Origin of the sequence: Nocardia sp. NPDC057668 (genome assembly GCF_042799795.1) — a bacterium.
GTDB lineage: Bacteria > Actinomycetota > Actinomycetes > Mycobacteriales > Mycobacteriaceae > Nocardia.
Genome location: NZ_JBHVIC010000008.1, coordinates 281,098 through 293,136, shown reverse-complemented (window position 1 = coordinate 293,136; position 12,039 = coordinate 281,098). Strand labels below are relative to the sequence as shown.

The 12,039-nt window shown below is 70.7% G+C and carries 9 protein-coding genes; 3 read left to right on the top strand and 6 right to left on the bottom strand.

Features of this window, described 5'->3' with window-relative positions; translation table 11 throughout:
• Nucleotides 1-18: 18 nt before the first annotated feature.
• Nucleotides 19-516: a polyadenylate-specific 3'-exoribonuclease AS gene (locus ACFVBH_RS37435; protein ID WP_354990936.1), complete on the bottom strand. Its 498-nt coding sequence runs from the start codon at nt 514-516 to the stop codon at nt 19-21.
• A gap of 237 nt (nt 517-753) precedes the next feature.
• Between ACFVBH_RS37435 and ACFVBH_RS37430 the strand changes: the two genes are divergently transcribed.
• Nucleotides 754-2,142, top strand: coding sequence for a class II 3-deoxy-7-phosphoheptulonate synthase (locus tag ACFVBH_RS37430; protein ID WP_354990935.1), 1,389 nt, complete (start codon nt 754-756; stop codon nt 2,140-2,142).
• 135 nt (nt 2,143-2,277) lie between these two features.
• On the opposite strand, the gene pknB is transcribed toward ACFVBH_RS37430, so the two are convergent.
• A complete protein-coding gene (gene pknB / locus ACFVBH_RS37425) occupies nt 2,278-4,266 on the bottom strand; it encodes a Stk1 family PASTA domain-containing Ser/Thr kinase (RefSeq protein ID WP_379009178.1) in 1,989 nt (662 codons plus the stop codon).
• A 104-nt stretch (nt 4,267-4,370) separates the two neighbouring features.
• Between pknB and ACFVBH_RS37420 the strand changes: the two genes are divergently transcribed.
• Complete coding sequence (locus ACFVBH_RS37420; protein ID WP_354990933.1) at nt 4,371-4,739, top strand: Rv2175c family DNA-binding protein; 369 nt, start codon at nt 4,371-4,373, stop codon at nt 4,737-4,739.
• A gap of 147 nt (nt 4,740-4,886) precedes the next feature.
• On the opposite strand, the gene ACFVBH_RS37415 is transcribed toward ACFVBH_RS37420, so the two are convergent.
• The 4 genes from ACFVBH_RS37415 to ACFVBH_RS37400 form a co-directional block, all read right to left on the bottom strand.
• Nucleotides 4,887-5,864 carry a phytoene/squalene synthase family protein gene (locus ACFVBH_RS37415; protein WP_379009175.1) on the bottom strand — a complete coding sequence of 326 codons (978 nt, stop codon included), beginning with the start codon at nt 5,862-5,864 and terminating at the stop codon, nt 4,887-4,889.
• A complete protein-coding gene (locus ACFVBH_RS37410) occupies nt 5,861-7,402 on the bottom strand; it encodes an alpha-(1->6)-mannopyranosyltransferase A (RefSeq protein ID WP_354990948.1) in 1,542 nt (513 codons plus the stop codon). The genes ACFVBH_RS37415 and ACFVBH_RS37410 overlap by 4 nt, the downstream gene beginning before the upstream one ends.
• 151 nt (nt 7,403-7,553) lie before the next feature.
• Nucleotides 7,554-9,167, bottom strand: coding sequence for a phytoene desaturase family protein (crtI, locus tag ACFVBH_RS37405; RefSeq protein WP_379009173.1), 1,614 nt, complete (start codon nt 9,165-9,167; stop codon nt 7,554-7,556).
• Between the two features lie 141 nt (nt 9,168-9,308).
• Nucleotides 9,309-10,448: a polyprenyl synthetase family protein gene (locus ACFVBH_RS37400; protein WP_379009169.1), complete on the bottom strand. Its 1,140-nt coding sequence runs from the start codon at nt 10,446-10,448 to the stop codon at nt 9,309-9,311.
• 475 nt (nt 10,449-10,923) lie between these two features.
• Between ACFVBH_RS37400 and ACFVBH_RS37395 the strand changes: the two genes are divergently transcribed.
• The gene (locus ACFVBH_RS37395; RefSeq protein ID WP_379009166.1) at nt 10,924-11,922 is read left to right on the top strand and encodes a methylenetetrahydrofolate reductase; all 999 of its coding nucleotides are present in this window, start codon (nt 10,924-10,926) and stop codon (nt 11,920-11,922) included.
• The last annotated feature ends 117 nt before the right edge of the window (nt 11,923-12,039 follow it).

The following is a 12,039-nucleotide window of genomic DNA, read 5'->3' as shown; positions in this document are numbered from 1 at the left end:
GGGGCCTTTCGGCATTGCTCAGGTGGTGCGCAGGCGCCGGTGCGCCTCGATCGCCTCGAACTTCGCGAGATTGTGCCGGGCGTCGGCGAGCGCGTCGTGCGCGTCCTTGGGCACCGGCGGCAGTGCGGGTTTGCCGTGCTGCTCCCAGTGCTGGCGCAGCTCGTTGGTGTAGCGCGGCAGCGCCGAGGGCAACTCGACCATCGAACCCCAGAGCTGGCACAGCGCGACGTGATCGTAGGCGCTGGCCCAGGCCCACAGTTCGGGTTCCACCCCGGCGCGCGGGACCAGGAAGCGGTAGAGGTCCTCGCGGAGCTTCTCGCGGCTGCGCCACAGCGGCGACGACGGTTGCGGCAGCTGCGGCAGCACGTAGCGCCGCACGAACGGCCCGGCTTTCTCGGCGTCGAATTCGGTTGAGACGGCATAGTATTCGCGCCCGTCCTCGCACACCACGCCAATGGAGATCAGGTCGATGGTCGAGCCGTCCTCGATGAATTCGCAATCATAGAAATAGCGCAAAAGAGACGGTCCACTCCTCGGTCGGCGGCCGTTGGCGACAACCACCGGCGCGGGATGAGAATGATCAGGGAAGATCATCCGGGATCAGCCTAGGTTCCGGTTCCGGCGCGGGTCCGGGTGGGCGGACGGTACCGGCTCGCCGTCGCGCGGGTTCATCGAATTCGGCCTGCGACGGTGTGGTTTTTCTCAGCCCTGGGTGTAGTCCGCGCGGTTTGTCGCGGTCCGTATTCTGAACGGGTGAACTGGACCGTCGACGTACCGATCGATCGCCTGCCGGAACTTCCTCCGCTGCCCGCGGCGCTGCGCCGGCGTCTGGACGACGCGCTATCCCGCGAGGCCCTACAGCAGCCGAACTGGGATCCCGAACAGGCCGCCAAGATGCGGACCGTGCTCGAGAGCGTGCCGCCCATCTGCGTCCCCGCCGAGGTCGAGGAGCTCAAGCTGCGCCTGGCCGAGGTCGCGCGCGGGGAAGCGTTCCTCATGCAGGGCGGTGACTGCGCGGAGACCTTCGCGGACAACACCGAACCGCATATCCGGGGCAACATCCGCACGCTGTTGCAGATGGCCGTGGTGCTCACCTACGGCGCGAGCCTGCCGGTGGTGAAGGTGGCTCGCATCGCGGGCCAGTACGCCAAGCCGCGCTCGTCCAACACCGACTCCCTCGGGCTCATCTCCTACCGCGGTGACATGGTCAACTCGCTGGTGGCCGATCCGGCGCTGCGCGAACACGATCCGTCGCGGCTGGTGCGCGCCTACGCCAACGCCTCCGCCGCCATGAACCTGGTGCGGGCCATGACCTCGGCCGGAATGGCCGATCTGCACCAGGTGCACAACTGGAACCGCGAGTTCGTGGCGCAGTCCCCGGCCGGCGCCCGCTACGAGGCCATGGGCATCGAGATCGACCGCGCGCTCGCGTTCATGAAGGCGTGCCGGGTCAACGACCCGAACCTGTCGACCGCGCGCCTGTACGCCTCGCACGAGGCCCTCGTGCTGGACTACGAGCGCGCCATGCTGCGCCTGAGCGAGCACCCCGTCACCGGTGAGCCGCTGCTCTACGACCTGTCGGCGCACTTCCTGTGGATCGGGGAGCGCACCCGCGGGCTGAACGGCGCGCACATCGCCTTCGCCGAGCTGCTCGCCAACCCGATCGGGCTCAAGATCGGCCCGACCACCACGCCCGAACAGGCCGTGGAATACGTCGAGCGCTTGGACCCGAACAACGAGCCCGGCCGCCTGACCCTGGTCGCGCGCATGGGCAACGGCAAGGTCCGCGACGTGCTGCCCGCGATCATCGAGAAGGTGCAGGCCACCGGGCACCAGGTCATCTGGCAGTGCGATCCCATGCACGGCAACACGCACGAGACCTCGAACGGCTACAAGACCCGCCACTTCGATCGGATCGTCGACGAGGTGCAGGGCTTCTTCGAGGTGCACCACGCGCTGGGCACCCACCCGGGCGGCCTGCATATCGAGCTGACCGGTGAGAACGTCACCGAATGCCTCGGTGGCGCGCAGGACATCTCGGATCTGGACCTGTCGGACCGGTACGAGACCGCGTGCGATCCCCGCCTGAACACCCAGCAGTCCCTCGAGCTGGCCTTCCTCGTGGCGGAAATGCTGCGCTGAGCCACCGGGCCGGGCACCGGACGGCGCTCGGCGACAAGGTGATACGCGTGCGGCCCGATCCCTTCGGATCGGGCCGCGGTGTTTGTCGGGGTGCGGTGCTTGTCGGGGGTGCTCGAGCCGTATGCCGTCGCGCCGCTAGGGAATGGCGACCAGGGTGATGGTCGCGCCGGATTCCAGGTTGTTGCCGACGCCGGTGCTCTGGGAGATGACCAGGGACCCGTCGTTGGACGCCAGCTGGCGGACGGTGACCTGCAGGCCGAGGGCCTCCAGTTTGGCGCGGGCGACCGCGACGGTGTTGCCCAGCACGTTCGGCACCTCGATGCCGTTGTTCAGGATCAGGGTGACGGCGCTGCCGGATTCGACGGTGGAGCCCGCGGCGGGATCGGTGCTGATCACCTCACCGGATTTGATCTTGGGGTGGAATTCGTTCCGGATGCCGCCGACCGTGAGCCCGGCTTTCTCGAGCACCGCCCTGGCATCGGTCTCGCTCTTGCCGCTCAGGTCCGGGAGCTTCACCGGCAGGGAACCCTTGCTGCGGAACACCTTCACCTTCGCGCCCGCGGGCAGGATGGTCCCGGGCGCCGGATCCACCTTGGCGACCGTGCCTTTCGCGGCCGCGCTGCCGACCTCACCGGCGTCCACCGGCGTCAGCCCGGCGTCCTTGATGGCCTGATTGACGGTGTTCACATCCGCGCCGGCGGCGACCTCGGGCACCCGGGGCTTGCCGTTCGAGACCAGCACCGCGACCGTGGAGCCCTTGGTGAGCTTGGATCCGGCGGGCGGATCGGTGCCGACCACATTGCCCACCGGAATGATGTCCGAGGCCTTCTGCTTGGTTTCGGCCTGGAACCCCGCGGCTTCGATGGCGGCCACCGCGCGCTGGGTGTCGAGCCCGGCGATCGAGGGGACCGCCTCGTATCTGCCCATGCCCAGCCACCAGCCGCCGATGCCGAGCAGCAGCGCCAGGGTGATCACCACGCCCAGCCACACCATGACCGTGCGGCGGGATTTGCCGTTCTCGCTGCGTTCGGAGCGATAGTCCTGCCGGCCGGGCGGTACGCCCGCCGGCGCGGGCGGGGGTGCGAAGTTCGGCGGGATCTCGCGGGCCGCGGTCATGACCCGGGTGTGCTGATGCGGGGGCGGAGCCGGGGCCTCGGCGGGTAGCCGGGTGGTCAGGTCGGTCGCGCCGGCCGGCGGGGTGTGCTGACGTCGTGCGGGCGCCGCCGCCGGGGTCGCGACCTGGTAGCGGGCGCTGAGGTGTTCGGCCGAGTCCTGGGGCGCGGGCACCCGGTAGTCGGGCAGCCGTAGCTCGTGCGCGATGCGCCGCAGCTCACCCGCCATCTCGGTGGCGTTCGCGTAGCGGTGCCCGGGTTCGCGGGCGGTGGCGTGCGCGACCAGTTCGTCGATCTCCGGGGGTACGCCCGCGATGAAACGGCTCGGGCTGGGCACATCCTTCTCGACGCGCTGCAGGGCGACGGAGATGGAGGTGTCGCCGGTGAACGGGGTACGCCCGGTGAGCATTTCGAAGATGAGAACGCCCGCGGAGTACACGTCGCTGCGCGCGTCGGCGCTGCCGCTGGTGACCTGTTCGGGGGACAGGTACGCGGCGGTGCCCAGGATGACGCTGTCGGAGGTGATGTTGGCGGCGGCGACCGCGCGCACCAGACCGAAGTCGGCGATCTTGACTTCGCCGGAGTCGGAGATGAGCACGTTCTCCGGCTTGATGTCCCGGTGCACCAGGCCGGCCGCGTGCGCGACGCCGATGGCGGCCAGCACGGGCTCGGCGACCGCGCGCACCGCGTGCGGGGGCATGGGGCCGCGTTCGCGCAGCAGCTCGCGCAGGGTTCCGCCCTCGACCAATTCCATGACCAGGAACGGGTGGTCGCCGTCCAGGCCCTGGTCGTACACCGCCACCAGCGACGGATGCTTGAGCTTGGCGACCGCGCGGGCCTCGAGTTCGAAGCGGGTGAGGAACTGCGGATCGGCGGCGAACTTGGGATCCATCACCTTGATGGCGACCGGACGGTCGAGCCGGGTGTCCACCCCCCGGAACACCATGGACATACCGCCGCGCGCGATCGGCGCGTCGATGCGGTAGCGCCCTTCCAGCATCTGGCCGATCAACTGCAACCCTTCCGACGAACGGCCGCTCTCTGCGGCTGGACCCGATGGTAGTCGGGTCGGGGTGTGATGCGGCGGATGCGAGGCGACAGACTACCGTTGTCCGGGTGAGTGCCATCCCTTTCAGCGAAGATGTCCTGCCCGCGTCGGTGACCCTGATCCCGCTGCCCGATGTCGCGGACCGCATGGGCCTGGTCGTGACCCGGGTGCATCAGCTGCTGCGTGATCGCCAGGTCATCGCCGTGCGCCGCGACGGCGTGCTCGGGATTCCGGCGGAGTTCTTCGACGCGCACGGCAACATCGCCAAGCATCTGACCGGCCTCATTACGGTCATGCACGACGGCAAGTACACCGATGAGGAGATCCTCGAATGGGTGTACACCGAGGACGAGTCGCTGCCGGGCCGCCCGATCGACGCCCTGCACGGCGATCTGGCCCGCGAGGTCATCCGCCGCGCGGCCGCCGACCCGTTCTGAGCCGGCCCCGGCGAAGCATGACCGCCGTCCGGGATTGATCGCGACTACCCGGTCGGTGCGGGTCGCGACCGCCTGGTGGCGACCGATCGCGACCACCTGGCCGGTGCCGATCGAGCCACCCTGTCAGCACTGATCGTGACCCCTCGGTCAGTGCGCCGGGTGCAGGGTCCGGGTGGTGAATTCCCTTGCCGCCACGCGTAATCGGCGGTGGGTGGGCACCGTCGCGCGGGCGCTGAAGATCTCGTGGTCGCGGCGCTCGATTTCCTCGAGGATGCCGCCGTACAGGGTGGCGGCGGTGCGGATGGCCGGGCGGACGCGCGGGAGCAGCAGGTCTATGCCCGGTACCGCGCGGCGGTAGATGTCGCGGTTGACCGCGATCAGGTGGGACACCGCGCGGCGTACACGCGGGTCGGTCGTTCCCGTGCGGCGGCATTCGAGCAGCAGGTCGCGGTCCACGCCGAAGGCGGCCAGATCGTCGGCCGGCAGGTAGACGCGGCCGCGATCGAGATCCTCGGCCACGTCGCGCAGGAAGTTCGTGAGCTGGAACGCCTCGCCGAGCGCGGCCGCGGCGGGTTCGGCCTCGGCGACCGGGACCACCGTGCCCAGCACCGGCAGCAACTGCAGGCCGATGGCGGCGGCCGAACCGCGCATGTACTCGCGCAGCGCGGTCATGGTGGGGTAGCGGTCGCGGTACTGCGGGCTGCCGGGGATGTCCATGCGCATGGAGTCCAGGAACACCCAGAAGTGTTCGGGCGCAATGGCATACCGGCGGATGGTGTCGGAGACCGCGAGCAGCACCCGATCCTCGAGGGTGCCCGGATCGGTGTGATCCGCGCCGCCGCCGATTTCCGCCGGGCGCAGCAGTCGTCCGCGTAGTTCGTATTCGAGCCGGTCCAGGTGCGCGGCGGCCGCACCGGCGTGCGCGCCGTCGGAATTCGCCGCCACCGCACCGTCTTCGGCGGTGTCGACCAGGTCGTCCACCAGGCGCGCGAAGGCGTACAGCGCGTGCACGGCCGGTCTTCGCTCGGGCTCGAGCAGGCGGGTTGCCAGGAAATAGGTGCGGCCGTGGGCGGCGGCGATGCGGCGGCAGTCCCGGTAGGCGCGATCCAGCGTGGCCGGGCTCATGCCGGGCTGGGCGGGGTCCCCGCGTGTGCCTGCACGCGCGCGGGCGCCTCGGGGTGGGCGTGCGCGTTCAACCGCAGCGGATCCACCGTGCGCAACGACAGGGCAGCCACCACGGCCGCGAAAGTCGCCAGCGCCACGTGCGGGAAGTTGTAAAGGCCGATGGATCCGTCGGGCTGGAAGACCAGCATGAGCCAGGTGCAGAGCCCCACCAGCCACTGCAGCGTCGTGGTGGACAGCGCGAAACCGGCGGCCAGGGCCAGCGGCCACGAGTAGTACCAGGGCAGGGCGGCGGGGGACAGGATCACGATCGCCACGAACGCGATGAGAATGCCGAACACGGCCGCGCGCTCGCTGTTGCGGAACCGCCACCAGGTCCACACCAGCACCACGATCAGAGCCACCGCGCACAGCGCCCGGGTCACGTCCAGCACCGGCTCCAGGCGGAACGGGGTCACCCACGTGGTGATGTGCGCCATGACCGTCGGCAGCGAGAGCCAGTTGATGATCTTCTTCGAGCCGGACAGCGCGGTGAGCCAGCCGATGCCGACCCCGGCCAGCGCCGAGGCCACCGCGAACACGGCCGCGAACACCGCCACGCCGAGCCCGGCGATCTTGGCGAACATGAGCGCCGGATGCGGCAGCTCGCCCTCGCCGCGCGCGGCCCGGCGTTCGCGTTCGTGAATCATCCAGATCCACACCAGGAACGGCAGCGCGACACCCGCGGTGGCCTTCACCCCGACACCGATGGCGACCACCACGATGCCCGCCACGTGATGGCGCTCGAGCACCAGCGCGATGCCGGCCGCCATGAGTCCGACCATGAGCATCTCGTTGTGCACCCCGCCCATGAGGTGGATGAGCACCAGCGGATTGAGCACGGACAGCCACAGCGCGGTGGTGGGCTTACCGCCCAGGTGTTTGGTCAGATGCGGTACGGCCCAGACCATCAGCGCGAGCCCCGGCAGCATGACCAGGCGCAGCGCGATGGTGCCGGCCACCACGTTCTCCCCGGTGAGGGAGGTGATGGCGCGGGCGAGCAGCAGGAAGATCGGGCCGTAGGGCGCGGTCGTGGTGGTCCACACCGGGCTCACATTGTCCAGCAGCACACCGGGATTCACCACGGGGCCGACCTCGTACGGGTTGAACCCGTCGCGCAGCAGCGCGCCCTGGGCCAGGTACGAGTAGGCGTCGCGGCTGAACATGGGCACCGCGAACAACAGCGGGAAGATCCAGATGCCGACGATCGCGCGCAGCTCGTTCAGCGTGACGGTCACGTTCGGGACGTTGCCGATGGTGGCCCGGCCCAGGCGCACCCACGCGGTGATCATGGCCAGCACGCCGATCCAGACGAACACCGTCGACAGCGCGTAGCCGTGCCCGAAGCGCAGCCACGACAGGTGCGCGGCCTCGAGCAGCGGGTCGTTGCGGCGCACACTGCCCGCCCCGAAACCACCGAAGGTGATCATCAGGGCGCCGAAGCAGCCGAGCAGCGCGGCCTTGCCCTCGGGGCTGCGCGCGAAATCGGCGTAGGTGCGCATCCAGTGGTGCGATGCCGTGCCGCCGGTGATCCGGTCGGCGTGGGTGCCGCGCGTGGTGATGGCGGCGTCCGTATCGGGGGTCGGCATCGGTGGTCGTTCCCCCCGGAAAGATCGGCGGCGCCAGCCGCGTTGGTTCAGGACGCGGATGAGTCTAGTGCTTGTGCGGCGGTGCTACCGCCTCGGCAGGGGAGGTTCGGGCCCCGGCATGTCGTAGATCACCCGTGATTCGGGTCGCGGCGAGTTTTCCGGACAGCAGCACGGTCGGCACGCCGACCCCGGGGACCGTGCCCGAACCCGCCAGAACCACGTTGTCACGGCCCGGAACCAGGTTCCGGGTGCGGAAGGGTCCGGTCTGGCGGAACAGGTGCGCCGCGGCGAACGGCGTGCCCGCCAACATGCCCCGATCGCGCCACGTGCGCGGCGTGTCGACGTGGTCGATCCGGAAGTGCTCCGAAATACCTTGGTAGCCGCGGTCTTCCAGTACGCCCAGCAGCTCGCGCAGGTAGAACGGGGCGAGCCGGTCCCAATCCAGCGGGGCCGCGTCCAGATTGGGGCACGGGGCCAGCAGGGAGAGCGGTTCGTGCCGCACGGTGTCCGAGAGCTGCCCGGCGGCGTCGATATGCGTGCCCGGGCGGTCGATGTACAGCGCCGGATCGGTGAGGGCGGGCCGGGTGAGCAGCAGCGACGGATCGCTCATGAGCGATCCGCGGCCGGGGCGGGCGGCGATCTCGGCGAAGGTGCGATCCCATTCGCGGCCGAAGTCGATGGTGTGATGCGCCTGCACCGGCCAGCCGGCCGCGATGTGGGCCGGGACGGTTCCGTGCGCGACCACCGCGGAGGGCGAGGCGCGCAGGCCCCGGCGCCGGGGCAGGCCGAAGCGTTCGAGGCCGCCGATGTCGGCGGTGACGACCACCGCGTCGCACGGCACCGCGCGCCCGTCGGCGACGCGCACCGCGGTGGCCCGGCGGCCCCGGTACTCGATGCCGGTGACCTCCGCGTTCAGCTCCAGCACGCCGCCCGCGTCGGTGAAGGCGCGGGCCAGCGCGGCCGCGATGGCCCGCATGCCGCCCTCGGGGTAGTACACGCCGAGGCAGGTGTCCATGTACGGGATGGCGCCGTAGACCGCGAGGGCCTGATTGGGCGCGGTGCCCGCGAACAGGGCCTGGAAGCTGTAGAGCCGGGCCAGCGGCTCGTCGCCCACGAGCCGGCGAACACGCGGGCCGAGCCGCCCGAAACCGCCGAGCCGCACCAGTTTCAGCAGCGCCCGGCGCTTGTCCGGGTAGCGCACCATGTCCAGGGGCGAGTCGAAGTTGGTGTCCATGAAGTGCTCGAACTCGGACTCGTAGATGCCGCGCAGCCACGCGCGCAGCCGCCGATAGCGTTGCCCGGCGGCGGCATCGCGCACCCGGGTGATCTCGGCGGTCATCTGTTCCTCGTCCGAGTACACCCCGACTTCGGCGCCGTCGGCGAAGCGCGCGCGGTAGGCGGGCGCGAGTTCGAGAATCCGCAGGCCCGTGGACTCCCGGGTCGCGCCGACCGCGGCCAGGGCCTCGTCGATGAGTTCGGGCACGGTCAGAATCGTTGCGCCGGAGTCGATCTCGTAGTCGTCCCCGCGGTACAGCCCGACCCGGCCGCCCGGGTGATCGGCGCGTTCGAGCACGGTCACCGACCGCCCCGCCCCCAGCAGATGCAGCGCCGCCGCCAGCCCGGACAGACCCGCGCCGACCACGACGACCCGATCACTCGGCCCCGCAACCGTTTTCATGCCCATCACTGATTTCCCCGCTTCGATATCGGTGCCACACTGCTGCTTCGTGCCGCCACCCCGGCCGGACTGCCGTGGCCCGCGTCACGGGACTCGGCGCGCGCCATCCCGCCCGCGCGTGGCGTCCGCTCCGGATGCCCGTCAGTACGAGCGTGCGGTGGCGGCCAGGGCCATGGCGCGCAGCCTGCGTTTGGCGTCGGCGGTGGCCGTGCTGGCGTCCAGGGCGGTCAGGGCCTGGTCGGTCAGGCTCGAGATGCGCTGTTCGACCGCGTCGACAGCGCCGAGGTCGGTCAGGATCGTGCGCAGTTCGGCGACGAGTTCCGGGGAGACGTCGGTGCCCAGGTTGTCGCGGATCAGGGCCGCGGCGGCCGGGTCGGTGGCGTCGGCGCGGCGCAGGGCCTCGGCGATGAGCACGGTGCGCTTGCCCTCGCGCAGATCGTCGCCCGACGGCTTGCCGGTGACGGCCGGATCGCCGAAGACGCCGAGCAGATCGTCGCGCAGCTGGAAGGCGATGCCGATGTCGGTGCCGAATTCCCGGTAGGCGGCGATGAGTTCGGCGTCGGCGTCGGCCAGGGCCGCGCCCAGGTGCAGCGGTCTCTCGATGGTGTACGCCGCGGTCTTGTAGCGATTGATGCGCAGCGCGGCCTCGACCGATTCGTCGCCGCCGGCCTCGCCGTGGATGTCGAGCATCTGCCCGCCGAGCACCTCGGTGCGCATGGCCGCCCAGACCGGGCCGAAGCGGGCCAGGGCAGCCGGGGGCAGCCCGGCCTCGCGGGTCATGTCGTCGGCCCAGGCCAGGGCGAGATCGCCGATGAGGATGGAGATGGATTCGCCGTAGTGCAGGGCGTCGCCGATCCACCGCTCGCCGATGTGGCGCTGCTCGTACTCCACGTGCACGGTCGGGAAACCGCGCCGGGTGCGCGAGGAGTCGATGATGTCGTCGTGGATGAGCGCGGCCGCCTGCACGAGTTCCAGTGCGGCACAGGCCACCAGGACCGCGTCGGCCTCGGGATCCTCGGGGTCGCGGCCCGCGCCGAGCCAGCCGGTCCAGGCGAACGCGGGCCGGGTGCGCTTACCGCCGCGCAGCACGAACTGCTCGAGCACCCGCACCGCCTCCACCACGACCGGGCCCAGCGGCTCGACGATCTCGCGCCGGGTCTCGAAGAAGGCGGTCAGGCGCTCCTGCACGGCGGCGACGAGCGATTCCGCGCCGACCGGCTGGCGGGTCGGGGTACCGGTTCCGGCGGACAGCGGATCCTCCTCGGGGTGGGTGCCGCGCACTCGCGCGCGACGCGTTCGCGTCCCCGGCCACCGGCGCTCGGCGACCCGCCCGTGCGGTGCTGGGGGAGGTTCGCCGAACAGCCACACCGCGAGCCGACCTGGCCACGGGCGGGGTTCGGCACCGACTGTACCGAGCGGCAGGTTCCCGAAGCACATCCGCCCGCGCCACCCCCGCCGTCTCTGCCCGGTTCGGCGCCGACCCGGCTGTGCTCTACCCGCGCACCGCGCACGTCCCCGTGCCCGCGGCCGGGGCTCATGCCCGATCGGTTCCGATGCGGTGCTCGAGCGGTTCGCGGGTGTGGGCGGGCGTGAGAGTGGCGGGTTCCACAGGTGGGGTGCGCGGGGCGGGGTTCGGCCCGTCGGGGGCGGGTCCGGGGGTGAATATTTTCCTGCGCGGAGCGGAAAATGCCGGTAGGAGGGGTGGGCGGGGGCGGGTTCGGGGGTGGCGGGTGAGCGCGCCCCTTAAACTGGGGCCGTGAGTTTCGAGAATGTACGGGGATATTCGACCCCTGGCCGAGTTTCCCGCACGCCGCTCGTGTCCGGAACTCGCTCGATCGTGCAGCAGCTCGGGCCGCGCCCGGACGGGTCGGTGCCGTTCTCGGTGGAGTTCAACCCGCCGCGCGACGCCGCGGCCGAGGCCCGGTTGTGGCGGGCGGCCCGGGAGTTCGAACGCCTGCATCCGGCCTTCGTGTCCATGACCTACGGGGCGGGCGGGTCCACCCGGGACCGCACGATCCGCGTGACCGGCCAGCTGGCCCGCGAGACCACCCTGCTCACGGTGGCGCATCTGACGGCCGTGGATCACAGTGTCGCGGAACTGCGTTCGATCGTCGGCGCGTACGCGGACTCGGGTATCCGCAATCTGCTGGTGCTGCGCGGCGATCCGCCGGGAGATCCGCTGGGGGAGTGGATCAAACACCCCGAGGGCGTGGAATACGCCGAGGAACTGGTGCGCATGGTGCGCGAGCTGGGCGACTTCCACGTGGGTGTGGCCTCGTTCCCGCAGGGGCATCCGCGCTCGACGGACCTGGGGACCGACACCGCGCACCTGATCGCCAAACTCCGTGCGGGCGCGGAGTATTCGATCACCCAGATGTTCTTCGACCCCGAGCACTACCTGCGCCTGCGCGACCGCGCGCTCGCACTCGATCCGGTCGAGGGCGCCAAGCCGATCATCCCCGAGCTCATGCCCATCACCTCGCTGCGGACCGTGCAGCGCGCGGTGGAACTGTGCGGGCGGGAACTGCCCGCGGGAGTCATGGAGCGGTTGCAGCGGGCCGCGGGTGACGGCCCGCAGGAGAACAAGGCGGCGGTCCGCGCGGCCGGCATCGAGATCGCCACCGAGATGGCCCAGCGTCTCATCGACGAGGGCGCGCCCTGCCTGCACTTCATCACCCTGAATTTCGCCAAGGCCACCGGCGAAGTGCTGGCGAACCTCGGCTACGCGGTGGCTCCGGCGGCCGTGCACGCCTGATCGCGCGGCGCGCACCGAATCCGGCGCTGGACGTGTGCCGCGCTGAATCCGGCACCGGGCGTGCCGGGTGAAATGTCTGGAATGTGCTGATCAGCGGAGTAGCGTGCGACCTCGACC

Bases quoted from the DNA above. Each gene is read 5' to 3' on its own strand.
- ACFVBH_RS37415 (WP_379009175.1), bottom strand. From the start codon at position 5,864: ATGAGCCCGGCCACGCTGGATCGCGCCTACCGGGACTGCCGCCGCATC.
- ACFVBH_RS37410 (WP_354990948.1), bottom strand. From the start codon at position 7,402: ATGCGCACCTACGCCGATTTCGCGCGCAGCCCCGAGGGCAAGGCCGCG.
- crtI (WP_379009173.1), bottom strand. From the start codon at position 9,167: ATGAAAACGGTTGCGGGGCCGAGTGATCGGGTCGTCGTGGTCGGCGCG.